This is a genomic window from Cetobacterium sp. 2A (genome assembly GCF_014250685.1).
In the GTDB taxonomy this organism is placed as follows: Bacteria; Fusobacteriota; Fusobacteriia; order Fusobacteriales; family Fusobacteriaceae; genus Cetobacterium.
The window spans coordinates 285,025-311,646 of the sequence record NZ_JACFAJ010000006.1 but is presented as its reverse complement, the minus strand read 5'-3'; the positions used below and the strand labels follow the sequence as shown (position 1 = coordinate 311,646).

Annotated in this window: 22 protein-coding genes; 18 read left to right on the top strand and 4 right to left on the bottom strand. The window is 29.8% G+C overall.

What is annotated here, in order from left to right; translation table 11 throughout:
• Positions 1 to 22: 22 nt before the first annotated feature.
• From thrS to H3N56_RS05175, 18 genes are all read left to right on the top strand, one after another.
• A complete protein-coding gene (gene thrS / locus H3N56_RS05260) occupies positions 23 to 1,936 on the top strand; it encodes a threonine--tRNA ligase (RefSeq protein ID WP_185880213.1) in 1,914 nt (637 codons plus the stop codon).
• Between the two features lie 123 nt (positions 1,937 to 2,059).
• A complete protein-coding gene (gene dusB / locus H3N56_RS05255) occupies positions 2,060 to 2,992 on the top strand; it encodes a tRNA dihydrouridine synthase DusB (protein WP_255492157.1) in 933 nt (310 codons plus the stop codon).
• 13 nt (positions 2,993 to 3,005) lie between these two features.
• Positions 3,006 to 5,621, top strand: coding sequence for a DNA mismatch repair protein MutS (gene mutS, locus H3N56_RS05250; protein WP_185880212.1), 2,616 nt, complete (start codon positions 3,006 to 3,008; stop codon positions 5,619 to 5,621).
• 8 nt (positions 5,622 to 5,629) lie between these two features.
• Positions 5,630 to 8,326 carry an LptA/OstA family protein gene (locus H3N56_RS05245; protein ID WP_185880211.1) on the top strand — a complete coding sequence of 899 codons (2,697 nt, stop codon included), beginning with the start codon at positions 5,630 to 5,632 and terminating at the stop codon, positions 8,324 to 8,326.
• A gap of 23 nt (positions 8,327 to 8,349) precedes the next feature.
• Positions 8,350 to 9,075: an LPS export ABC transporter ATP-binding protein gene (lptB, locus tag H3N56_RS05240; protein ID WP_185880210.1), complete on the top strand. Its 726-nt coding sequence runs from the start codon at positions 8,350 to 8,352 to the stop codon at positions 9,073 to 9,075.
• 42 nt (positions 9,076 to 9,117) lie between these two features.
• A complete protein-coding gene (alaS, locus tag H3N56_RS05235) occupies positions 9,118 to 11,724 on the top strand; it encodes an alanine--tRNA ligase (RefSeq protein ID WP_185880209.1) in 2,607 nt (868 codons plus the stop codon).
• Between the two features lie 26 nt (positions 11,725 to 11,750).
• The gene (gene ruvX / locus H3N56_RS05230) at positions 11,751 to 12,170 is read left to right on the top strand and encodes a Holliday junction resolvase RuvX (RefSeq protein ID WP_185880208.1); all 420 of its coding nucleotides are present in this window, start codon (positions 11,751 to 11,753) and stop codon (positions 12,168 to 12,170) included.
• A gap of 22 nt (positions 12,171 to 12,192) precedes the next feature.
• Positions 12,193 to 13,410: a protein translocase subunit SecD gene (gene secD, locus H3N56_RS05225; protein ID WP_185880207.1), complete on the top strand. Its 1,218-nt coding sequence runs from the start codon at positions 12,193 to 12,195 to the stop codon at positions 13,408 to 13,410.
• A gap of 4 nt (positions 13,411 to 13,414) precedes the next feature.
• Positions 13,415 to 14,353 (top strand): protein translocase subunit SecF, encoded by a 939-nt coding sequence (secF, locus tag H3N56_RS05220; protein ID WP_185880206.1) that lies wholly within the window; start codon positions 13,415 to 13,417, stop codon positions 14,351 to 14,353.
• A 61-nt stretch (positions 14,354 to 14,414) separates the two neighbouring features.
• Positions 14,415 to 15,524: an alanine racemase gene (gene alr, locus H3N56_RS05215; protein ID WP_185880205.1), complete on the top strand. Its 1,110-nt coding sequence runs from the start codon at positions 14,415 to 14,417 to the stop codon at positions 15,522 to 15,524.
• A 16-nt stretch (positions 15,525 to 15,540) separates the two neighbouring features.
• Complete coding sequence (locus H3N56_RS05210; RefSeq protein WP_185880204.1) at positions 15,541 to 16,722, top strand: class I SAM-dependent rRNA methyltransferase; 1,182 nt, start codon at positions 15,541 to 15,543, stop codon at positions 16,720 to 16,722.
• A gap of 15 nt (positions 16,723 to 16,737) precedes the next feature.
• On the top strand, positions 16,738 to 17,271 hold the full coding sequence (locus tag H3N56_RS05205) for a CvpA family protein (protein WP_185880203.1): 534 nt from the start codon (positions 16,738 to 16,740) through the stop codon (positions 17,269 to 17,271).
• Positions 17,272 to 17,280: 9 nt separating this feature from the next.
• The gene (locus tag H3N56_RS05200) at positions 17,281 to 18,357 is read left to right on the top strand and encodes an LptF/LptG family permease (RefSeq protein WP_185880202.1); all 1,077 of its coding nucleotides are present in this window, start codon (positions 17,281 to 17,283) and stop codon (positions 18,355 to 18,357) included.
• Positions 18,358 to 19,434: an LptF/LptG family permease gene (locus H3N56_RS05195; RefSeq protein WP_185880201.1), complete on the top strand. Its 1,077-nt coding sequence runs from the start codon at positions 18,358 to 18,360 to the stop codon at positions 19,432 to 19,434. It abuts the gene before it with no gap.
• Between the two features lie 8 nt (positions 19,435 to 19,442).
• Positions 19,443 to 20,666 (top strand): pitrilysin family protein, encoded by a 1,224-nt coding sequence (locus H3N56_RS05190; protein WP_185880200.1) that lies wholly within the window; start codon positions 19,443 to 19,445, stop codon positions 20,664 to 20,666.
• Between the two features lie 12 nt (positions 20,667 to 20,678).
• Positions 20,679 to 21,119, top strand: a complete 441-nt coding sequence (dut, locus tag H3N56_RS05185; protein WP_185880199.1) for a dUTP diphosphatase — start codon at positions 20,679 to 20,681, stop codon at positions 21,117 to 21,119.
• Positions 21,120 to 21,131: 12 nt separating this feature from the next.
• Positions 21,132 to 22,235, top strand: coding sequence for a rod shape-determining protein RodA (gene rodA / locus H3N56_RS05180; protein ID WP_185880198.1), 1,104 nt, complete (start codon positions 21,132 to 21,134; stop codon positions 22,233 to 22,235).
• 8 nt (positions 22,236 to 22,243) lie between these two features.
• On the top strand, positions 22,244 to 23,101 hold the full coding sequence (locus H3N56_RS05175) for an RluA family pseudouridine synthase (protein WP_185880197.1): 858 nt from the start codon (positions 22,244 to 22,246) through the stop codon (positions 23,099 to 23,101).
• On the opposite strand, the gene citG is transcribed toward H3N56_RS05175, so the two are convergent.
• The 4 genes from citG to H3N56_RS05155 are packed head-to-tail and all read right to left on the bottom strand — an operon-like array spanning position 23,098 to position 26,539.
• Positions 23,098 to 24,450, bottom strand: a complete 1,353-nt coding sequence (citG, locus tag H3N56_RS05170) for a triphosphoribosyl-dephospho-CoA synthase CitG (protein WP_185880196.1) — start codon at positions 24,448 to 24,450, stop codon at positions 23,098 to 23,100. The genes H3N56_RS05175 and citG overlap by 4 nt on opposite strands.
• A gap of 3 nt (positions 24,451 to 24,453) precedes the next feature.
• A complete protein-coding gene (citC, locus tag H3N56_RS05165; protein ID WP_185880195.1) occupies positions 24,454 to 25,488 on the bottom strand; it encodes a [citrate (pro-3S)-lyase] ligase in 1,035 nt (344 codons plus the stop codon).
• Positions 25,489 to 25,509: 21 nt separating this feature from the next.
• Complete coding sequence (locus H3N56_RS05160; protein ID WP_185880194.1) at positions 25,510 to 26,028, bottom strand: hypothetical protein; 519 nt, start codon at positions 26,026 to 26,028, stop codon at positions 25,510 to 25,512.
• Positions 26,003 to 26,539, bottom strand: coding sequence for a chorismate mutase (locus tag H3N56_RS05155; protein WP_185880193.1), 537 nt, complete (start codon positions 26,537 to 26,539; stop codon positions 26,003 to 26,005). Before H3N56_RS05155 ends, H3N56_RS05160 begins: the two co-directional genes overlap by 26 nt.
• Positions 26,540 to 26,622: the final 83 nt, after the last annotated feature.

The window sequence follows — 26,622 nt, the reverse complement described above, 5'->3', positions numbered from 1 at the left end:
GATAAAATTTAGAGGTGAAAAGATGAAAGTAATATTACCAAGTGGAGATATAAAAGAGTTTGAAAACTCTGTAAATATGTTTGAAATAGCGAAAAGTATAAGCAACTCTTTAGCTAAAAAGGCGTTAGGAGCAAAAGTTGATGGAGAGCTTGTTGATATGAGTTACAAGCTTGATAGAGATGCAAAAGTTGAACTGATTACTGCTGATTCAGAAGAGGGAGAAGAGATAATAAGACACTCAACAGCTCACCTTATGGCGCAAGCTGTAACTAGATTATTCCCAGGAACAAAAGTTGCTATAGGTCCAGCTATTGAAAATGGATTCTATTATGACTTTGATCCTAATCTTCAATTTACTGATGAAGATTTAGATAAAATAGAAGCTGAAATGAAAAAAATTGTTAAAGAAAATATAAAAATAGATAAAGAAATAATGAGTAGAGAAGCTGCTATTGAGCATTTTAGAAATCTTGGAGAAAATTATAAAGTTGAGATAATAGAATCTATTCCTGAAGGAGAAATGTTAAGTTTCTATAAGCAAGGAAACTTCATGGACTTATGCAGAGGACCTCATGTACCTTCAACATCATATTTAAAAGCTTTTAAATTAAAATCAGTAGCTGGAGCATATTGGAGAGGAGACTCAAACAATAAAATGCTTCAAAGAATTTATGGATTTGCTTTTTCAGATGAAACTAAACTAAAAGCTCATCTGAAATTCTTAGAAGAGGCAGAAAAAAGAGATCATAGAAGATTAGGAAAAGAATTAGAACTATTCTTTACAAGTGATTTTGGACCAGGATTCCCATTCTTCTTACCAAAAGGAATGAATATGAGAAATGTTCTAACTGATTTATGGAGAAAAGAACATGAGAGAGCTGGATACGAAATGATAAGTACTCCAATCATGCTAAATAAAGAGCTTTGGGAAACTTCAGGACATTGGATGAACTACAGAGAAAATATGTACACTTCAGAAATTGATAATGTAGAATTTGCTGTAAAACCTATGAACTGTCCAGGAGGAGTTTTAGTTTACAAAAATGGACTTCACTCATATAAAGATTTACCAATAAGAGCTGGAGAATTAGGAATAGTTCACAGACATGAATTCTCAGGAGCCTTACATGGACTTATGAGAGTTAGAAACTTTACTCAAGATGATGCTCATATATTTATGACTCCAGATCAAATTGAATCAGAAATAATCGGAGTTATAAACTTAATAGATAAGTTCTACAGAGGACTATTTGGATTTGAATACCATATTGAACTTTCAACTAAACCTGAAAAAGCTATCGGTGCTCCAGAAATTTGGGAGAAGGCTGAAGCAGCTTTAGAAGGAGCTCTTAAAAATATAGGTATGGATTATAAATTAAATCCGGGAGATGGAGCATTCTATGGTCCTAAACTTGACTTTAAAATAAAAGATGCGATTGGAAGAACTTGGCAGTGTGGAACTATCCAATTAGACTTTAACTTACCAGAAAGATTCGATATGAGTTATATAGGAGAAGATGGAGAAAAGCATAGACCTGTTATGATTCATAGAGTTGTTTATGGTTCTCTTGAGAGATTTATGGGAATCTTAATTGAACACTATGCAGGAGCATTCCCAACTTGGTTAGCACCAACTCAGGTTAAGCTTCTTACAATAAATGATGATGTTGTTCCATATGCTAAAGAGGTTATGTCTATTCTAAAAGATAACGGAATAAGAGTTGAACTTGATAGCAGAGCTGAATCTATTGGATATAAAATTAGAGAAGCTAATGGAAAATATAAAGTACCAGTTCAAATAATAATTGGTAAAAATGAAGTTGAAAATAGAGAAGTAAATGTTAGAAGATTTGGTTCTCAAGAGCAGATATCAATGAGTTTAGATGATTTCTTAACTATGATATTAGATGAATCACAACCAAAATTTAATAAATAAAATAAATCCTAAACAAAATGGCCTAAGTTCTTGATTTAATAGAACTTAGGCCATTTTATTTGAAAAAACTTTGTAAATGTGGTAAAATTTTTTGATAGATATGTTAAAAATATGGAGGAAAGAATGAAAATATTTATAGCTCCTATGGCTGGAGTTACTGACTATACATTTAGAGGAATTTTACATGAATATAAACCAGATTTAATATTTACTGAAATGGTAAGTGTAAATGCTCTAGAAATGGAAAATGATAAAACTTTAAATCAAATACTGAGAATAAGAGACGGAGAAGCTGTTCAAATATTTGGAAGAGATATAGATAAAATGGTTCATAGTGCAAAATATATTGAAAGTTTAGGAGTTAAACATATAGATATAAATGCTGGATGTCCAGTAAATAAAATAATAAAAAATGGATATGGAGCTGCACTTTTAGAAGATCCAGAGCATATAAGAAAGATTCTATTTGAGGTTAGATCAGCCCTAAAGGATGAAACGGCTCTTTCTATAAAGACAAGAACAGGATATAAAGGTGTAAAGCAACATATAAATATTGCAAAAATGGCAGAGGAAGCTGGATGTACTCATATAACTCTTCATGGAAGAACTCGTGAACAGATGTATAGTGGGAAAGCTGACTGGCAATATATAAAAGAGGTAAAGGAAGCTGTTTCTATAGATGTAATAGGAAATGGAGATATTTTTACTGCTGAAGATGCTGTTGAAAGAATAAATCTGTCTGGAGTAGATGGAGTTATGTTAGCGCGTGGAGTTTGTGGAAATCCTTGGTTAATTAGAGAAGTGAGAGAAATGTTAGAATTTGGAGAAATAAAAACGGTAGTTTCTCCAAAGGAGAGATTAGATTTAGCTATGCAACATGTTCTTTTAGCTAAAATTGATAGCCCAGGAAAACCATTTCAATTTGAATTAAGAAAACATCTTTGTTGGTATTTAAAAGGATTAAAGCACGCTACAACTTTAAAAAATGCTATAAATTCTATAGATAATTATGATGAGTTGATTGCTCTTTTAGAAAAAGCAAAAGAAAATATTTAGGGAGTGGATTTTTTTGTCAGCAGATACACCTTTAATGACACAATATAAAGAAATAAAAAGTCAAAATAAAGATAGTGTTCTTTTCTTTAGATTAGGAGATTTTTATGAGATGTTTTTTGAGGATGCAGTAATAGCATCAAAAGAACTAGGTCTTACTTTGACTAGTAGAAATAAAGAAAAAGGACAAGAAGTACCTTTAGCTGGGATACCTTACCACTCTTCAGCTTCATATATAGCAAAACTTGTCAACAAAGGATATAAAGTTGCGATTTGTGAGCAGGTAGAAGATCCAAAAGAGGCAAAGGGAATAGTGAAAAGAGAGGTAGTTAGAATAATAACTCCTGGAACTGTTATTGATACAGAATATTTAGATGAAAAGAGCAATAACTATTTGATGGGACTTGTTATAAAGGATAAAACTGCTGGAATTTCTTATATGGATATAACTACTGGAGAATTCAAAGTTCTTGAAATAACTGGAGAAAGTATAAATTATAAAATTTTGGGGGAGATAAATAAGATAGCTCCAAAAGAGATAATTTTAGATAGTGAAAGTTATGAAATAATAAAAAATGAACTAATTCAATTTTCTGAAAGTAATTCAATTAATATTCACCAGTATCCTAAAGTTAAAAATAGTGAGTTATTTTTAAAAAATTATTTCAATGTAGTTTCTTTAGAAAGTTTTTCACTTGATAAAAAAGAGTTGGCAATAGAAGTTTCAAGTATGGTTTTAAATTATGTTGTTGATCTGCAAAAGGGGAAAGACCTTCCTGTAAATAAATTAGTTTATACAAGCAGTGATTCTGTAATGGAATTAAATTTAACTACTCAAAAGAATTTAGATATTATCTCTGGAAATAAAGAAAATGGAATAGCTGGAACTCTTCTTTGGGTATTGGATCATTGTAAAAGTTCTATGGGAAGTCGTTTACTTAAAAAGTTTTTAAAAAATCCATTGTTAGACCTTGAAGCTATTGGAAATCGTCAAAATGATATTGAGTTTTTTCTAAATGAAGTTTTATTAAGAGAAGAGCTAAGAGAAAATCTTAAGAACGTATATGATATTGAAAGAATCATTGGAAAACTAGTATTAGGTAATGAAAATGGAAGGGATTTAGTAGCACTTAAAGTATCTATAAAGAATGCTTTAGAAATTTACAAGTTACTGGAAGGAAATCCAATATTTGATATAAATTTAGAGTCTTTAGTTGAAATATATAATGTAATAGAGGAGACAATAGTTGATGAACCACCATTTTCTATAAGAGAGGGTGGAGTTATAAAATCTGGATATAATAAAGACTTGGATGAACTTCATGGTCTTTCAAAAACAGGAAAAGATTATATTTTAGAAATTGAAAACAGGGAAAAAGAAAGAACTGGTATCAAAACTTTAAAAATAAAATATAATAAAATTTTTGGATATTTTATAGAGATTACTAAATCAAATGTATCGATGGTTCCTGATGACTATATCAGAAGACAAACTTTAGCAAATGCAGAGAGATATATAGTTGCTGATTTAAAAGAATATGAAGAAAAGGTTTTAAACGCTAAAGAAAGAATAGAATCTTTAGAGTATCATCTATTTAAAGAAGTTTCTGAAAACATTAAAAGTTATCGTAATGAGTTACAAGATTTAGCTTATAAATTATCATATCTTGATGTAATGACTAATTTTGCTCATATTTCTACAAAAAATGGCTATGTTAAACCTAGTATATCTGACAGTTATGATTTAGAAATTATAGGTGGAAGACATCCGATAGTTGAAAAACTTATTCCCAATGGTGAATTTGTAAAAAATAATATTATTTTAAATGAAAATAAAAGTCTTATCATTTTAACTGGTCCTAATATGTCTGGAAAATCAACATATATGAAACAAGTAGCTCTTATAATAGTAATGGCTCATATTGGTTGCTACGTGCCTGCAGACTATGCAAAAATTGGATTGGTAGATAGAGTTTTCACAAGAATAGGTGCCAGTGATGATTTATTTTCAGGACAATCAACTTTTATGTTGGAAATGAGCGAAGTTGCGAGTATAGTAAATAGTGCTACAAAAAGATCTTTTATAATTTTAGATGAGATTGGAAGAGGAACTTCAACTTTTGATGGGATTTCACTTGCTACATCAATAACTGAATATATTCATGATAATATTTCAGCTAAAACAATTTTTGCAACTCATTATCATGAGCTAACTCAACTTGAATCAAAACTTCAAAATTCTGAAAATTTTAGAATTGAAGTAAAAGAAACAGATAATGAAATTATTTTTTTAAGAGAAATTGTAAAAGGTGGAGCAGACAAATCTTATGGATTAGAGGTTGCGAGGTTAGCAGGGCTACCAAAAGAGATTTTATTAAGAGCTAAAGATATGCTAAAAATTTTAGAAAATAGAAAAATGATAGTTGAAAAGAAAATGAAAGGAGAGCAGTTAATGCTCTTTGGAGAAGTATCGGAACCTATAGCAGAAATTAATGAGATTGTGGAAGTTAAAAATGGAAGAGCTAAAGAAGAAGATGTAGCTATACGTCTACTAAGAGAGGTGGATTTGAATACGTTGACTCCTTTAGACGCTCTGATGAAACTAAATGAACTGAAACGGATTTTAAAATAGGAGGGGTTATGAATAGGAAGAAGCTACTTTATATTGGGGCGGTTATAGTAGTTCTAGCTCTAGGATACTTAAATTATTTTGGTGATGAAAAAGAAATTAAACCTAAAGAACAAATTATAGAAACGACTGATGTAATCTATGATAGTGAAGGATACCATATAGAGGCTCAAAAGCAAAAAGATATAGTTAAGACAGATGAGACGACATTTGAATCAGCAAAAGCTCTTGTAAAAGATATGATTATATCTGGAGATAATGTTTTATTAGATGCAGCTAAAAACTTAGTACTTAAAACTAATATCTTGGGTAAAAGTATGAATGGATGGGAATTTAAAACAGATTCAGCTAAATATGTAAAGGAGCTAGATCAAGTTGTATCAGATTCAGGAGTAGTGGCAATAAATAAAGAAAAAAATATAGAAATTTCAGGTAAAAATTTTAAAACTGATACTAAAATGTCATATGTTGATGTGACTGAGGGAGTAGTTTTAAAAAGTGGAAATTATATATTAAAATCAGACTCAGCTAATTATAGTGACAAGTCTAAAGAAGTAAACTTAAGTGGAAATATAACAATTGAAGGAAAAGAACTAGGAGAGGAAAAGGGGACTCTTTCAGGGCAGTTCTCAAATGGAAAATATAACATTGAAACTAAAATTTTAGAGGCGTTTGGACCATTTAACCTAGATTATAATAATATAAAATTATTTGGAGAAAAGTTTTGGTTTGATGAAAATACAGGTGCATTTAAAATAACTGAAAATGTTTATATTTTAGCTGATGGATATAAGATAGATGTTAAGGAAATTTCTAGAAAGAGTGCACAAGATTCGATAGAGTTTACTGGGAAAGTTTCAGGGACAAACGGTGTTTATTCATTTGTAGCAGATAACGGAATATACGATACTAAGAACAAGACATTAGATATGATAGGAAATATTTTTGGAAAATCTAAAGAGGGACAAGAACTTGTTGCCCAACTTGTTAAATACAATAGAGAGTCGGGAATACTTCAATTATTTGGAGGAAAAGAAGACGTTGTATATACTCAAAAGGATGAAAGTATAAAATCAAAAGATATGATTTATAATACAAAGACAAAAGAAATTTCATTACTTAATGGATACTATTATAAAAGTTCAAAATATGAGAGTAAAGGAAAAGAATTTTTCTTAAATAACGAAACAGGAATTGGATATGTTGTTTCTGGGTACGTAAAAGACTTTATAGATAATCAATATGCATCGGGAGATAGAGTTGATTTTAATAGAAATTTAAAAAATTACTATATCAAAGGAAATGGATATTTTAAAACTCCAAAATATACCCTAAAAAGTCAAGAGGTTGACTATAGAGGAACAGATGGATTTGCATATTTACCTCTACCTTACGAGTTTTTACAAAATGGGAAAAATGACTTCTTTAAAGGAAACTCAGCAGAATATAATTTAAAGAGTTTCGAATTTAAAACTCCGGGAGAATTTGTGTACGAAAGTGGAGATAATATTTTAAAGGGAGAAAATCTTTTATATAATACAGAAACCGAAGTAGGAAATATAGAAAAAAATGTTTCGATATTATCTAAAAAGGATAATACACTTGTAACTGGAGATAAGGGTGAATTTAAGAAAGAAGATTATGCAAACATTATAGGAAATTTAGTAATAGAGAATTCAAAAGCTGATTTCTTTGCTACTGATGGTAAGTATAAATTAAAAGAAGAGAAAATTTATATTCCGGGAGAAATTACTATAAAGGGTAAAGAAAATCCAATGGATGGAAATATGTTTGATGGTGTTTACAATATTAAAACTAATAAATTTTCAGCTAAAAATTTCCATGGAAAAGATGTGAATAATACCTTAAAAAGTGATATAATAAACTACTATGTAAACGAAGATAGAGTAGAGTTACAGGGAAGTGCTAAGATAACTAAAGATACAACAGTTTTAACAGGACAACTTTTAGATTATAAACTTAAAACAGAAGTTGCAAACTCACCAAAACCTTTCCAAATCGAATATGGAACTTTTATAATAAATGGAACTAAAGGAATGGCAAATTTAGCTAACGAAAACTTAGATATTGATGATATTAGAGCAAAATCTAAAGATGGAGATAATTTTAGTGCGAATAAAGGTATTGGAAATATGACAGAAATGAAGATGGACTTTGTTGGGAATGCTAAAGGTACTGTGTATCAAAATGGAGTTCCAATAAAATTTGATGGAAAACTTGCAAGAGTTTATTTCAAAAAAGAAGGTTCTGGTTATAAAGCTCAAAGAGCCGAAATTAAAGATGATGCAGTTATTACAAAAGAAGATATGACTCTTTACTCTAAATATTTAGAAATGGATATTCCAAGAGACTTAGTATTTGGAAGAGAAGATACTAGAATTAAAATTAAGAATGAAAATGGAGTTACTGATATAACTTCAAGAGTCATGGATGCAAATATAAAAACAGAAGTTGCTAATTTAATTGGAGATGTTGTTATTGTAAATAAAGATAACAAAGGAAAGATAACAAGAACAACTTCAGATAAGGCCATTGTAAAAAATAAAGATAGTATAGTAGAACTTATAGGAAAAGTATTTACAGAAAATGAAGAGTCGACAGTTGAAGCTGATAAAGCTATTTATAATATGAAGACTAATAAGTTAAAAGCCATAGGGAATGTTTTTGTAGAATATAAGACAAAATGATGAAATAAGGAGACTAACACTAGATGATAAGTATAGTAGCCCAAAATTTGTGTAAAAGTTACAAGAAAAGACAGGTAGTAAAAAATGTTAGTTTAGAGGTTAAAAAAGGAGAAATAGTTGGATTGTTGGGGCCAAATGGTGCTGGAAAAACAACGACTTTTTATATGATTACTGGAATTGTAAAACCTGAAAGTGGTTCAGTTTATTGTAACGAAGAAGAGATTACTGATTTTCCGATGTATAAGAGAGCAAATCTTGGAATTGGATATCTAGCTCAAGAACCGTCAATTTTTAGAAACTTAACTGTTGAAGAAAATATATTGGCAATATTAGAGATGAAGAAATTATCTAAAGAGGAACAAGTTCAAAAAATGGAGAGTTTGTTGGAAGAGTTTAAACTGACTCATGTGGCGAAATCAATGGGATATTCGCTTTCTGGAGGAGAAAGAAGAAGAGTTGAGATAGCAAGAACTATCGCCAATGACCCTGATTTTATACTGCTAGATGAACCATTTGCTGGAGTTGACCCAATTGCCGTAGAAGATATTCAACAGATAATAAGATACTTAAAAGAAAGAGGGCTTGGGATTTTAATAACAGATCACTCTGTTAGAGAAACTCTTAAAATAACTGAAAAAGCTTATATAATGGCTAACGGTGAGGTTTTAATAAGTGGTACTCCAGAAGAGATTGCAAATAATGAGTTAGCTAAAAAAGTTTATCTAGGAGAAAATTTTAAACTAGATTGATAAAAATATAGAAATAATTTAAAAGTTACGGAGGAAAATTTTATGATTACAGGAAATGAGATCAGAAGGAAATTTATTGAATTTTTTGAGGAGAAGAAACATAAGCATTTTGAAAGTGCCTCACTTATCCCTGATGATCCTACATTATTACTTACGGTTGCTGGAATGGTACCGTTTAAGCCATATTTCTTAGGACAAAAGGAAGCACCGTACCCAAGAGTTACAACTTATCAGAAATGTATAAGAACAAATGATTTAGAAAATGTTGGAAGAACAGCAAGACACCACACATTCTTTGAAATGTTAGGAAATTTCTCTTTTGGAGATTATTTTAGAGAAGAAGCTATCATTTGGTCTTGGGAATTCATAACTGAAGTTTTAAAGTTAGATAAAGAAAAACTTTGGATATCAGTATTTGAAACAGATGATGAAGCTGAAAGACTTTGGATTGAAAAATGTAACTTCCCAATAGAGAGAATAGTTAGAATGGGAGAATCTGAAAACTGGTGGGCAGCGGGACCTACAGGTTCTTGTGGACCATCTTCAGAGATACACGTAGATTTAGGGCCAGCATATGGTGGAGATGAAAATTCTAAACTTGGAGATCCTGGAACAGACAATCGTTTCATCGAAATTTGGAATCTAGTATTTACAGAATGGAATAGAATGGAGGACGGATCTCTTCAACCTCTTCCAAAGAAAAATATAGATACAGGAGCTGGACTTGAGAGGATAGCTGCTATGGTTCAAGGAAAATCAAATAACTTTGAAACAGATTTACTATTTCCTTTAGTGGAAAAAGCTGGAGAACTTACTTCTACAGTTTATGGTACGAACTCTGAGAAGGATTTCTCTTTAAAAGTTATAACAGACCATGCAAGAGCAGTAACGTTTTTAATAAACGATGGAGTTATACCATCTAATGAAGGTAGAGGGTATGTACTTAGAAGAATTTTAAGAAGAGCAGTAAGACATGGAAGACTTCTTGGAACAACAGATTTATTTATGTATAAAATGGTAGATAAAGTTGTTGAAATGATGTCTGAAGCTTATCCAGATTTAAAGAAAAATATCGAACATATAAAGAAAGTTGTTAAGATTGAAGAAGAGAAGTTCTCAAATACTCTAGATCAAGGTATTCAGTTAGTTAATAATGAAATAACTGCTGCAAAATCTAGAGGAGAGAGCAAACTTTCTGGAGATGTTACATTTAAACTTTATGATACTTATGGATTCCCATACGAGCTGACAGAAGAGATTTGTGAAGAGAATGGAATGGAAACTTCAAAAGAAGAATTTGTTACTAAAATGAATGAACAAAGAGAAAAAGCAAGATCAGCAAGATCAATTGTTATGGAAAAAGGACAGGATAGTTTCATTGAGGAGTTCTATGATAAGCATGGAAAAACTCAATTTGATGGATACGAAACTCTAAATGAAACAGTAAAACTTCTTCATGTAAGAAATATAGAAGATGATAAATATGCTATGATATTTGATAGAACACCTTTCTACGCTGAATCGGGAGGACAAGAATCTGACCACGGTACTGTAATGGCTGAAGGAGTTTTTGGAAAAGTAATAGATGTTCAAAAGCAAAAGGAAATATTTACACATACAGTTATTCTTGAAAATGGAGAAGCTAATTTAGTTGAAGGAATGGAAATGAATGTATCAGTTGATGCAACAAGAAGAGCAGAAATTGGAAAAAACCATACTGCAACACATCTTCTTCATAAAGCTCTAAAGGATGTTTTAGGTGCTCATGTTCAACAAGCAGGTTCAGCTGTAGGTGCAGATAGATTAAGATTTGACTTCAATCATTACGAAGGATTAACAGAAATGGAATTAGATTCTGTAGAAAGACTAGTAAATGAAAAAATTGCTGAAGCACTTCCTGTTATGGTAGAAAATATGTCTATGGATGCAGCTAAAGAAAAAGGAGCAACAGCTCTATTCGGAGATAAATACGGAAGTTCTGTAAGAGTAGTAGAAATCGGAGATTTCTCAATGGAACTTTGTGGAGGAACTCATATAGAAAATATTTCTAGAATTGGAATATTTAAAATAGTTTCAGAAGCGGGAGTAGCAGCTGGAGTAAGAAGAATAGAAGCACAAACTGGATTCAAAGCTTATGAAACAATAAATGGAATCGAAAAACAACTGAAAAAAGTTGCTAAAACTTTAAAAACTGATACAGCTAAGCTAGAAGAAAGAGCAGAAAAAGTAGTAGAAGAAATGAGAGATTTATCTAAAGAGTTAGAACAATTAAAATCAAAAGTTGCTACTTTTGAAGCAAATTCTTTATTTGAAAATGTTGAAGAAATAAATGGAATAAAAGTTTTAATAAAAGGATTTAAAGATAAAGATGCTGATTCTTTAAGAGATATCGTTGATAAAGCTAAGGATAAATTAGGAACAGCAGTAATAGCTCTAGGATCGGATAATGATAAAGCTATATTTGCAATTGGAGTAACTAAAGATATTATTTCAAAAGTAAAAGCAGGAGATCTAGTTAGAGAGGCTGCAAAAATAGCTGGTGGAAATGGTGGAGGAAGACCTGATTTTGCACAAGCTGGTGGAAAAGATGGAGCAAAAGTTGAGGAAGCTCTAAAAGCAGTAAAAGAGATATTAAAAAACAACTTATAATTAAAGTTGGGAAAAAGAGGTAATTAATGTTAAAAAAGTATCTTGCACTGGATGTAGGAGATGTAAGGATAGGAGTAGCTCGTTCAGATATAATGGGGATGTTAGCTACTCCCCTTGAAGTTATTGATAGAAAAAAAACAAAAGCAGTAAAAAGAATAGCTGAATTATGTGCTCAAGAAAACACTAAATCTCTGGTTGTTGGTATTCCGAAAAGTTTAGATGGAACAGAAAAAAGACAGGCAGAAAAAGTAAGAGAATTTATAGAAAAGTTACATAAGGCAATAGAAGGATTAGAAATAATAGAAATTGATGAAAGATTATCAACTGTTGCAGCTGATAGAATGTTAAACGAATCTTCTTTAAAGGGTGCTAAAGAAAAAAGAAAAGTTGTAGATAAGGTTGCAGCAGCAATAATTTTACAAAATTTTCTAGATATGAAAAAATAAAGTGAAAGATTTGGGAGGGACAATGAAGTCAAAGTTACTAATCAAGCTATTTTTTATAGCTATTATACTTTTTGGAGCTGGATGGCTGACATTTTTTAAACCGACGAAACTTGGATTGGATTTAAAAGGTGGAGTATATGTTGTTTTAGAGGCAAAACCAGATGCGGGGATAAAACTTGATGATGGAGCAATGAATAGGTTAATTGAAGTTTTAGACAGAAGAATCAACGGACTAGGGGTAGCAGAATCAGTTGTTCAAAGAGCTGGTTCAGACAGAGTAATTATAGAGTTACCAGGAATTAGTAATACTGAAGACGCTATAAATATGATTGGAAAAACTGCTTTAATGGAATTTAAAATTATGAACGAAGATGGAACTTTAGGAGAAACTCTTTTAACTGGAGGAGCTTTAAAAAAGGCTGATGTATCGTATGATAATTTAGGAAGACCTCAAATTCAGTTTGAAATGACAGGTGAAGGAGCACAGACTTTTGCTAAAATAACAAGAGAGAACATAGGTAAAAGACTTGCTATAACTCTTGATGGAACTGTTCAAACTGCTCCATCTATAAATAGTGAAATACCTTCTGGAAACGGAGTAATAACAGGAAACTATACAGTAGAAGAAGCAAAAGCAACATCAACATTGTTAAATGCTGGAGCACTTCCTGTAAAAGCTGAAATAATTGAAACAAGAACAGTTGGTGCATCTCTTGGTGATGAATCAATTGCTCAGAGTGAAAAAGCAGCGTTAGTTGCAATGGCTTTAATTGGAATATTCATGATTATATTTTACAGATTGCCAGGAGTTATTGCTGACTTAGCACTTCTTAGCTTTGGTCTTATTACTTTTGGAACTTTAAACTTTATAGATGCAACTTTAACTCTTCCAGGTATTGCAGGATTGATTCTTTCTGCAGGTATGGCAGTAGATGCCAATGTTATAATATTTGAAAGAATTAAGGAAGAATTAAGATTAGGAAATAGCGTTAGAGGTTCAATAGATGCTGGATTTAGTAAAGGATTTGCATCAATATTTGACTCAAACGTAACTACTCTTATTATCACTACAATTTTATTTGTTTTTGGAACAGGTTCAGTGAAAGGATTTGCAGTAACTCTAACAATAGGGGTTATCGCATCTATGTTTACAGCTATAACAATTACAAAAGCATTTTTACAATTATTTGTAACAATCTTTAAATTAGAAAAACCTGAACTGTTCGGGGTTAGGGGGTAATAGGATGTATATAAATGTAATTAAACACGCTAAGAAGTGGGTAGCTTTATCTGCGACAGTAGCACTTCTATCTGTTGGGATGCTGTTTGTAAAAGGGCTAAATTATGGTATAGATTTTACAGGTGGAAACTTATTTCAAGTTAAATTTGAAAATGCTCTTCCTTTAGGAGAAGTAAATGGATTTTTGGATAAATTATCTGTAAATATTCCTCAACTTAACTCAACAAGTAGAAAAGTTCAAATATCTGAAGATAATAACATTATTATAAGAACTCAAGAAATGAGTGAAGAACAAAAAAATAGCTTCTTAAAAGACTTAGAAAGTTTAGGAACTTATAAAATAGAAAAAACAGAAAAAGTTGGAGCAAGTATAGGACAAGAATTAAAATCATCAGCAGTGTATTCTTTAGTTATAGGTGCAGTATTAATAACTTTATATATTACTATGAGATTTGAATTTAAATTCGCTATAGCAGCTGTAATAACTCTTATTCATGATGTAGTTATAGCAGTTGGAGGAATTTCAATGTTAGGATATGAAGTAAACACTCCATTTATAGCAGCTGTTCTAACAATATTAGGATATTCTATAAACGATACCATAGTTGTATTTGATAGAATAAGAGAAAGCTTAAAGAAAAAATCAGATTTAACTTTCGGAGAACTATTAGATAAGAGTATGAATCAAGTTATGATAAGATCTTTAAATACATCAATAACAACTCTGCTTGCAGTTGTTGCAATACTTGTATTTGGTGGAGATAGTTTAAGAACATTTATAGGAACTCTTTTAATAGGAATACTGGCAGGAACGTATTCTTCTATTTTCTTGGCGACACCTCTAGTTTATTTCTTTGAAAAAAATAGAGATGATAAATACGAACCAAAGAAGGAAGAACATCATGAACATCACGGAGATGCTAAAGAAAAGATAGTTGTATAAAGTTTGAAAAAGCCATTCCGATTGGAATGGCTTCATCTGCTTTAGTAGAATGGAGGAAAAAATGAGAACTTGGGCTGAGATAGATTTAGATAGTTTAGCATACAATATAAAAAAGATAAAAAAACTGTCTCATAATAAAGAGATTATGGCTATAATAAAAGCTGATGCATATGGTATGGGTGCAGTAACAATAGCTAGAGAGCTATCTAATTTAGGAATAAATATATTTGGAGTTTCCTCTTTAGAAGAAGCGATAGAATTGAGAAACTATTCTGTTACAGATGATATTTTAATATTAGCTGGGATGTATGAAGAAGAGTTAGAATTAGCTAAAAGATATAATCTGCAGATTACAGTTACTAATTTTGATCAATTAGAACAGGTTGCACAAAAAGATTTGGATATACCAATTCACATAAAAGTTGATACTGGAATGGGAAGAGTTGGCTTCAATCCTGGAGATGTAAAATCTGCTCTTAAATTTGCTAAAGAAAAAAATCTAAATATCATAGGAATCTATTCTCATCTCTCTGTTGCAGATGAATCTAATGAAGAATCAATAGAATATACAAAAAAACAGTTAGAAAAATTTAAAGAGTTTGAAAAAATTGAAAATATAAAGTATATTCATATATTAAATAGTGGTGGTATTTTAAAATTTGGAGAAAATAGAAAAGATAACCTGGTAAGATCAGGAATTATATTGTATGGAGTTTATGGAGAAGGGCTTATTGAGGGACTAAAAAGAGTATTCACATTGAAAAGTAAAGTTTTATTTATAAAAACTTTAGAAGAAGATAGTGATATATCTTATGGAAGAACAGCAAAAGCTAAAAAAGGTGAGATGATAGCAACAATATCAGTAGGTTATGCAGATGGATTTAGAAGAGAATTTTCAAATGTGGGAGATGTTGAGATTCACGGAATAAAATGTCCTATAGTTGGAAAAGTCTGTATGGATATGTTGATGGTAAAAATTCCTAAAGAAATAAAAGAAAAGATAGAAATAGGAGACGAAGTGATAGTTATGGGAGAGGATATATTTGAGAAATCAAAACTTATTAATATATCAATCTATGAATTGTTTACTGGTCTTAGTAGAAGAGTGGGTAGAGTATATCTAAAACATGGAGTACCCCACATAGTTAATAACCTTATTGGAAAAATTTAAAGGACGTGAAAATATAATGGCAAGAGTAGTTTTAGAGAGTGGAAAAGAAAAGAAAATAAGAAATTTTTATCCAAATGTATTTAAAGATGAAATATTAAATATACAGGGCGAAGTTAAAAATGGAGATATTGTAGATGTATGTGCAAAAGATGGTGAGTTCATAGCTAGAGGATATGTAACAGAGGGAACAAACGCTTTTGTTAGAGTACTTACAACTAAAGATATACCTGTAGATAAGGCTTTAATTCAAGATAAAATAAAAAGAGCTTACGACAAAAGAAAACATTTAGCTAACGAGACAAATTGCGTAAGAGCTTTTTACTCAGAAGCTGATGGAATACCAGGTCTTATAATTGATAAATTTGATAAATATATCTCAGTACAGTTTAGAAACTCAGGAGTAGAAGTTTTTAGACAAGAGATTATAAATGCTATAAAAAAAGTTATGAAACCAAAAGGAATCTATGAGAGAAGTGACGTAGAAAATAGAACTCATGAGGGTGTAGAGCAAAAGACTGGAGTAATTTATGGTGAAATTCCAGATAGAATTGTAATGGAAGATAACGGACTTAAGTACTATATAGATATAGTTGATGGACAAAAAACAGGATTTTTCTTAGATCAAAGAGATTCTAGAAAATTTATAAGACCATATTTAAATCAAAATACAAGATTCTTAGATGTATTTTCAAGTAGTGGAGGATTCTCAATAGCAGCTTTAAAAGAGGGATGTAAAAAAGTTGTTGCTGTTGATAAAGAACCTCATGCTTTAGAACTTTGTAAAGAAAACTATGAGTTAAATGGATTTGAAAATGAGTTTGAAACGGCTGAAGGAGATGCATTCTTACTTCTAAAAATAATGGCTAATAGAGGAGAGAAATTCGACGTTATAACTCTTGATCCACCATCACTTATTAAAAAGAAAATAGATATTCATAGAGGAAGAGATTTATTCTTTGACCTTTGTGATGAAAGCTTCAAACTTATAACAGATGGTGGAATCGTTGGAATAATAACTTGTGCTTATCATATGGGATTACAAGATTTAATTGAAGTTACTAGAATGGCAGCTTCAAAGAATGGAAAGTTACTACAAGTAATTGGAGTTAATTATCAACCAGAAGATCATCCGTGGATACTTCATGTACCTGAAACTCTTTACCTAAAAGCTCTTTGGGTTAGAGTTGTGGAAAACTAAAAATAGGGAGGAAAAATGTATTTAGATATAGTTGTTGCTGCAATACTATTTTTAACTGTAATATTTGGATTAAAAAATGGGTTTTTTATAGAGTTTTTTTCAATATTTGGAATAGTAATCAACTTCATATTAGCAAAAAAAGCTACTCCTTTAATAATGGAAAGAGTTGGAATCTTAAATGATAATAGTAATTATATCATGGTATATATAGGTACATTTTGGGCATTATATTTAGTTTTAGGAATACTGATGTATCTTACAACAATTATTTTTAGAACTCAGCGTAAAAGCCCTGCAAATAGAGTATTAGGAGCAGTGTTAGGATTTGGAAAAGGCCTAATCCTAACAATAGCTCTTTTATTTGTTTTTAATTTCTTTTCATCAAGATATACAAACTTGGAAAAATATTCAAATGGAAGTAAAACAAATAAAGTATTTTTAGAAAATATTACTCATATAGAAAGTTATGTACCTGAAGAATTTAAAGAAAAAATTAAAGAGATGAAGGACAACGAATTGATAAATAGATATTTTAATAAACTTATATAGGAGAAGCATATGAAAATAATAGAAAGGTATATTTTAGAGGATACTAAAATGCCTATAATTTTTGGAGTTTCACTTTTTACGTTTATATTTCTTATAGAAATAATAGTTTCTCTTATGGAAAATATAATAGTTAAAGGAATTTCAATAATAGATGTTGTTAGGATACTTTCATTTTATTTGCCTCCAATACTTTCTCAAACAATACCTATGGGTGTATTTTTAGGGGTAATGATAACCTTTTCTAAATTTACTAGAACGAGTGAAGCAACAGCAATGAGTTCGATGGGAATGGATCTTAAAAGCATTCTTAAACCTATATTTTTAATGGCTTGTGGAATAACTCTCTTTATTTTCTTTTTACAAGAGAGTATTATTCCTAGGTCGTTTAAGAAATTGGAAGAATTAACTTTGAAAATAGCTTACGAAAATCCAATATTTCAACTAAAAGAAAGAATTCTAATAGATGAAATGGATGGATATAGTCTTTATATAGATAAGATAGATAATTCTACAAAAGATGCAGAGAATATTTTGATTTTTCAAAAAAGTAAAAATGAGGATTACCCTACAATATTGGTTGGAAAAAAAGCTTATTGGAGAAATGTTTCAATGATACTTGAAAATTCAGAATTTTACACTTTCTCAAACGATGGGAAAGAGAAATTAAAAGGAGAATTTAAAACTAAAAAAATTCCCTTAAGTTCATATTTTCAAGATATTAATTTAAAAGTAAAGGATATTGAAGCTCAGGATATTCCAACTCTTTTAAAAGAAATAAAAGAAAAAAATTCGAAAGAAAAAGTTCCATATTTAGTTGAAATAAATAGAAAAATTGCCATACCACTTTCAACTATAATTTTAGCAATATTGGGTTCTGTTTTATCTTTAGGACATCATAGAAGTGGAAAAGGTACAAGTTTTGGAATAAGTTTAGCAGTTATATTTATCTATATTGTTTGCTTAAATATTGGGATGGTAATGGCATATAAAGAACAGGTATCTCCATTTGTAGGAGTGTGGACTCCAAACTTAGTTTTAGGAGTTTTAACTGCCTATCTTTACCAAAAAAAGGCAAGGAGGATATAGATGAAAAGAATTGATATCTATGTCAGTAAAAATTTTATAAAATCTTTTTTAATAAGTTTAATTGCCTTTATAAATATATTTATACTTAGTCAACTATTTAAAATTATAAGATATATAGGTGAAGGGAAAATGACTCCAGGAGAGGCAGTATATTATATAATATACCTAATCCCCAAGATTCTTATAGAGGTAACACCTTTAGCTATTTTACTAGGGTCACTTATGGCAATAAATAAAATGGCCAGTAATTTAGAAATTATTTCTTTGAAAACTTCTGGGATTAGTTTTAAAAGAATTGTAATGTTTCCTATAATAATAGCTTTTTTTATTTCTCTAGCAGTGTTTCAGATAAATGATAAAGTATACCCAAAGACTTTAAAATTAAGTAGAGATATCAGAAGAGGAACATCTGAAAAAATAGCAGTTTCCAAAACAAAAGAAAATGCATTCTTGAGAGCTGATAATAATATTGTTTATTTTTTAGGTAAGATTGATAGAATAACAGGTGAAGCGAATAGAGTACAAATAATTAAAATGAATAAAGATTTTAATGAAGTTGAAAAAATTGTAGTTGCAAAAAAAGCAAAATACAATATGGAAAAATCTGAATGGGAATTCTTTGATGTAGTTATAAATGACGTCTTAAATAAAAATGAGAAGGAATTAAAAACTTATTCAAGTTCTGAATATAATGAAAAACCTGAAAAATTTATAACTATAGAAGTAGATCCAGATCTTTTAACTAATAAAGAATTAAAAAATGTTATTAGAGAAATAAAGACAACTGGTGGAGATGTAAGGGGATATTTAGTAACACTAGGTCAAAGATATTCATTTCCTTTTGCAAGTTTTATAGTGGTATTTTTAGGGTTAGCACTTGGAAGTAGATATGTTAGGGGAGCTTCAGCGATAAGCATAGCTCTTAGTGTTGGATTAGGATACGGATATTATATTGTTCAGGCATCCTTTGAAGCACTAGGGAACAATGGAATATTAAATCCCTTCGTAAGCGGATGGATTCCAAATATTATATTTTTTATAATGGGAATGTATTTTATGAATAGAGCTGAATATTAGGAGGAAAAATGACTGTAGACGTTAGACATTTAAAAAATGGAATACCGGTATTGATGGAGAATATAGATAGTATAAAGACAGTTAGTTTGGGGTATTTTGTAAGTACTGGAGCAAAACATGAGTTAGAGCACGAACATGGAGTTTCACATTTTCTTGAGCATATGATGTTTAAAGGGACTGAAACAAGAAGTGCTAAAGCTATATCTGAAGAAATAGACAATGTAGGTGGAATGGTTAATGCCTATACTGGAAGAGAATCAACAGCTTATTATGTTCAGATGATTTCAGACAAAGTATCAATAGGTATAGATATTTTATCTGATATGTTTTTAAACTCTACTTTTACAGTTGATAATATCAATAAAGAGAGAAATGTAATAATTGAAGAAATCAGAATGTATGATGATATTCCAGAAGAAAAAGTTCATGAAGAGAATGTTAGATTTGCAATTGAAGGAATTCAAGGTAAAAATGTTCTTGGAAGCATTGAAAGTTTAAAAGGGATAGATAGAAAAGTTCTAACAAGTTATTTCAACCAAAGATATATTCCTGAGAATATAGTTATATCAGTGGCGGGAAATATTGATGCAGATGCAGTATTTAATCAATTAAACGAAACAATTGGAAACTTAGAAAAAGAAAAAGTTCATAGAGAATATGATGGAGCTATGGTAGTAAAAAATGGAAAAAATATTATCAAACAAGAAACTAATCAAGTTCATTTATGTTTTAATACTTTAGGAGTTTCAAATAGTGATAAGGATAGATACTCAGTTGGGATAATATCTAGCGTAATTGGTGGAAATATGAGTTCTAGACTTTTCCAAAAGATTAGAGAAGAAAGAGGATTAGCATATTCAATATATGCTTATTCATCGTCATTTGAAGAGGGTGGGTTATTCACTGTCTATGCAGGAACAACTCATGAAGACTATAAAGAAGTTTTAGAACTTATACAAGAAGAGTTCAAAGATATAAGAGAAAATGGAATAACTGAGTACGAATTACAAAAATCTAAAAATCAATTCTTGAGTATGTTTATTTTTGGATTGGAGAGCAGTAAAGGGAAAATGACTAGAATGGCAAATTCATACATGCTTTATGGAAGAATTAAACCAATTGAAGAAGCGATAAAAGAGATAGAGGGTATAACAGTAGAGGATATAAAATTAGCAGCTAGAAAAATATTTGATGAAAAATATTATTCTTATACAGTACTAGGAAATGTGTAGAAAGGAAGAGAAATGGAAAAAATAATAGTAAAAGTAATAATAGAAAATGGAGTAAATAAACCTGAATATATGACTGAAGGTGCGGCAGGTATGGATGTAAAAGCATTTATATCAGAGCCAATAGTATTAAAAAGTTTAGAAAGGGTTCTGGTTCCAACTGGAATAAAGATGGAAATACCAATGGGATATGAAGTTCAAGTTAGACCAAGAAGTGGACTAGCAATAAAACATGGAATATCTCTTGTAAATACACCTGGAACTATAGATTCGGATTATAGAGGAGAGGTTAAAATCATTCTTATAAATCTGAGTAATGAAGAATATACTGTTCAACCTGATGAGAGAATAGGACAATTTGTTTTACAAAAAGTTTATAGAATGGAATTAGAAGAAGTAGAAACTTTAGAAGATAGTCAAAGATCAAGTGGTGGTTTCGGCTCAACTGGGAAATAGGAGTGATGCTTAATGGGTAAAAATAGAGACACTACTTTGGTACTTAAAAAAATAAAAAAAATGAAGTTAGGAATATTGATAACTGCATTAGCGATAGTTTTTCTAAGTATGATGACGGTATATAGCGCTACTTCTCACAAAACAATTAGTTATTTTTATAAAGAGTTAGTTTGGTCAGGTTTAGGAGTTGTAGTTTATTTTATATTTTCATTTATAGATTATAGAGTCTATGGGAAGTATTATAAGGTAATATATATATTTAATATTATATTACTTTTATCTGTCTACGTCATTGGAGATAAAAGGTTGGGTGCTCAGAGATGGATTGAAATAGGTCCATTTACAATCCAACCTTCTGAATTTGCAAAACTGTTTGTAGTTTTAACATTATCAGAGCTTTTGGCAACTAAATATAGAGATAGATTTACTGGCTTAAAAGAGATGATAATGACAGGGTTGTATGTCCTTCCTATATTTATTCTAATAGCAAAACAGCCAGATTTAGGAACCGCTATGGTTCTAACATTTGTATATATCACTTTAATATTTGTAAATGGAATAGATTGGGTGACAATTGGAGTGACCCTTCTTTCGGGAGTTTCAATGATTCCAGTAGCTTATTTCTTTTTTTTAAAGGAATATCAAAGAAAAAGAATTCAAACATTTTTAAATCCTGAGGCAGATATGTTAGGAAGTGGTTGGAATGTTACACAATCTATGATAGCAATAGGTTCAGGTGGGTTCTATGGAAGAGGATTTTTACAAGGAACTCAAAGTAAACTACGTTTTTTACCAGAATCACATACAGATTTTATAGGGTCAGTATTTCTGGAGGAGAGAGGATTTGTGGGTGGTGTTATACTACTAGTTCTATATTTCCTTTTGGTTATGCAGATTTTAAAAATAGGTGATGGAGCAGATAGATATGGAAAGTTAGTTTGTTACGGAATTGCAGCAATATTTTTCTTTCACGTTGTAGTAAACGTTGGAATGATAATGGGAGTTATGCCAGTGACTGGATTGCCACTTCTTCTTATGAGCTACGGAGGAACATCTTTCATGTTTTGTTTTATGATGTTAGGAATTGTACAAAGCGTAAGAATATATAAGGAGTAGGAGAAGTTATGGAGTATAAAATAGATAGTAGTTATGTTGATGTAAGATTAGATAAGTTTTTGAGAAAAAAATATGAAAATACACCTTTGACAGAAATATTCAAGGGGATAAGAGTTGGAAAAGTAAAGATAAATGGAAAAAAGAGTAAAGAAAACTATAGACTTAAGTTAGATGATATAGTTAAAGTTCTTTTTGCTGAGGAAGCAACAAAAGCAGAAGAATTTATAAAGTTAAAAGACTCGGAACTAAATACTATAAAGCAAGGAATAGTTTATGAGGATGATAACATAATCATTTTTAACAAGGTAGGAAATTTAGTTATGCACAAAGGAAGTGGACATGACTATGGAATATCTGAAATGTTAAAAAGTTATTATAAGACAGATGAATTTAATTTTGTAAATAGAATTGATAAATCTACTTCTGGACTTGTAATTGGAGCTAAAAATTTAGTTGCAACAAGGGAAATTTCAGAAGAGATAAGAGAAGGTAGAGTAGAAAAAAGATACTATATCTTAGTTAAAGGAATAGTTGCAAAAGATAAGTTTATGGTTAAAAGTTATTTGAAAAAAATTGAAGATAAGGTAATTGAAACTGATTCTTACGAAGAGGGATCAAAAGAGAGTATAAGCTATTTCAAAGTTATAAAAAGAAATAGAAATACTACTCTTTTAGAAGCTCTTTTAGGAAGTGGAAGAACTCATCAATTAAGAGTTCAACTGGCAAATATGCATCATCCAATAGTAGGAGATTTAAAATATGGATCTGGTAAAGAGAATAAAATGTATCTTTACTCATATCTATGTAGAATTCCTAAATATGGGATTGAAGTAGAAATGCCAATTCCAGAAGATTTTAAGAATTAAAAAAAGTTATCTCTACATTCTTTTAAAAAGAGTGTAACTGCTAAAGAGTCAGCTGAACCACCTGGGCTGATTCTTTTTTTTATATATTCTTTTTCTAAATCATTTACAGCTTTTAATCCATTCTCAGAATAAACTCCGCCGATATCTAAAATATTTTTAGCATCATTTTTTACTTTTTCAAGAGTTTTGAAATCATGTCTATGCAATATTGTGCTATCATCTAAAACACTCATTAAAAATAAAAGGGTTTGAATCATAGCTTTATTAATATCAGAATCTTTTTTTAAGGAATTTTCTAAAATGTTTAAAGAACCAGTAAATATATTTTTAAGCCCTTCTTTTACCTCTCCTCTAATACCAGTTATACCATAATTTAAATAAAGTTTTTCTCCATGAGTAAGATTTTCTTTATTTTCCAATGCTTCAAAATCCTTTAATATATCTTTACACATTTCAGAAATAATATCTGCAATAGCATTAAAAGGAAGGTTTTCATATATAGCTTTACTAACACTTGCTAAAGAAATACCCATCAAGAAAATCATACCTTTATGTGTATTTATTCCTTTAGTTGCTGAGAACATATTTTCTTCAGCTGATATTCCAATTATTCTAATTTTTTTAAAAATCGTATCTATTGAAAGAGAAGAATAACCTACTAAACTCATCTCTTTTAAAAAAGGTTTTATAGCAAATGAACTATTTAAAAATGTAAAAAAATTCATATCACTATGTGAACCTTGTGTTAGTGGCGAAACAAGACCAAATGAAGGAGATGATGAAACTTCTAAAATTATTCCTTTTAAAGCGAAGTCAGCCAGCAAATCACAATATTGTTCCTGTTTATTTTTAATTTTTATGTAGTTTTCATATCTATTTCTAATATTTAATTTGATTTCTTCATGTGAGTGAGTGAAACTACGACCACACACGAAAGCTAGTTCATCACAAATGAAGCATTTTCTTTTACTAAATCCAAAATCAGTTCTTGAAAGAAGTTTGGACTCTTCGTTAAAGATATCGATATCTACACATCTACCTAATGGATGCGATTCTTCAATTTCCATTGCAATCTTTTTAAGCTCAGAGCTATCTATATCAATATTAAATAAATAAGTTTTGCCTTCTAGAGATTGAATTATTTCTTTATAAATAATTTTGTCAGATAAAATAGAGATAATCTCTTTTGAGATAATATCTACAATATCTACCGCTATAAAATCATTTTTATTTTCACCGGGATAATTTGGTCTAAGAGAGAGTAAAGGAGTATTGAATTGCTCTATAAGAGAGTATTGTTTTTCAGCTCTAGTCTCTCTATCTTCAAGAAATTTATTTAAATCAAACATAATTTAGTGAGCAGAGTTTAAAGTTTTAATTTTCTCTGCAATCTCCTTTCCTTTTTCTGTCATTAAGAAATCATATGTAGTTTTAGGAAGTAAAGATTCTAATTCTAAGTAGTTATCTTCCTTCAGAAGTTTTCTAACTTTTGAAGCACTTACAGCTATAGAATCAATTTCTTTTCTAGGAATAACTATAACTTCTACCCCATATTTCTTTAAAATATCATACATAATTTCATTATATTTTTTTGTCATAGGACAATAAGGTTCTTCTCCAACATATCTTTTATTAATTTTAAACTCTTTGCAAAAATATTCTCCAGTAATAGTTACATCTAGTTTGATATATTCAAGAAGTGAATCATCTTCTTTTCTCAGGAAATAGTTTGGGAAAGTAGCTGAGGATATGATATATTCAGTACCTGGAATTACTTTTACATTTTTTAGATGTTCAGTTCCTTTTTTTACTAAATCAAATCTGACGTCAAAAGGGAATGTTGATTTATCTTCTTGTACTACAAAGATTAGAACCTCATCATTTTCACTTGCTGCTTTTTGAATTAAATATTGATGACCAAGTGTAAAAGGGTTACAGTTCATAACAAGCATAGCTCTATTTATATCATCGCTAAGATTATATTTCTCCTTTATAGATGTTAAAGTTTTTTCAATGTTTGTTGTTCCAATTTCTAATAGAGCAACTTTATCAGTTTGAGAAACTAAATTAAATCCAACACCTTTGAATATATTGATGTTAGATGGTTTAGTGAAAACAAAATTATGAAAGAAATTTTGTTCGAAAGATTTATTGAGAAGATTTGTAACTAAAGTATTTGTTAACCCTTCTCCTCTCATCTTATCATCTATGGCGAAACATTTTATAATATTTTTTGTCTTTGAAGCCGTAGCAACAATCTCGTCATTTTGTCTTATAACAAGAGAGTAGTCTATAGTTTCATCAAAATTTAAATCGAATTTTTTTAAAAATTCAATTACTTCTTTTTTTTCAAAAGAACTTCTTAAGTTAACAATTTCTAAGTTCATAGTAGCTCCTATTTTAATAATTTACTGTGAAATTTCATTTTTTATATTCTGAAATTTATTTGTTAAATCTTCTAAATATGATGTGAAAACAGCTTTAGATTCATTTATAATTTCGTTTTTATCAACTGCATATATTACAAAAATTTTATCTCCCTCACTCCATGTATCCTTTTTTACCGACTTTTGAATCAAATTATTAGCAGTATACTCTCTTAAATCTGGAGCAACAGATGTAAAAATTTTCTTTGTATAAGAATCACTATTTATTATAAAAGAGTTAAAAACAATTTCTTCTTCTTTTATAATTTTTTTTCTTAAAATTTCTTTAGCATTATTGGTCGCTTTACCAATAGCTATTAAACTACCACTATCTGAAATAGAAGAAGATCCAACAGCATAAACTTCATTTTCAGAATCGATAGAGGATGCTATTTTTGATTGAACTTCTGCTCCGCCAGTCGAAAAAGAATCCAAAGTTGGTAAAGTTTCACAACCTAAAAATAGTAAAAAAAAACTAGTCTTTAATATTTTTTTTATCATGAGCAACTCCTTTTCCTATTAAATAAAAAAGTTCTCCTTGGATTTCTGTTCTATTTACAATATTTGAATCAGAATTTTTCAAATAATTTTGTAATTTAACAGAGTCTTTTAATAGTAAATAATCAAAGTTTTGTGTCTCAGTAAACAAATTATCCAAGGAATTAAATTCTACAAAATTAACCCATTCTCCTAGAATTTTTTTTAGAGCGAGAAGTGAATTTTTATCATTTAAAATCCCTACATTTAATAATCTTTCCAATCTTCTACATCCTGAAATAATTTCAGTAAATATTGATTTCACTACGCTATAAGGGATATCACTCTCTTTTGAAAGTCTTTCAAAAATTTCATTTTCTCTTTTTGGAATATAAATTTGTTCAGAAGTATTACATTTTATCTCGCCAACTCTATGTACAAGCTTCGCTCTTTCATCGATTAAATTAATAATTTTTGTGTCTATTTCATCTATCTTTATTCTTATTTCAGTTAAATTATTTGTAATTTCAACCACCCATTTCTTGAATATTAGTCAGTATTTATTCTATAATATAAAGTTATCAAAATCAAATACTTATTGAAATTATAGCAAAAATC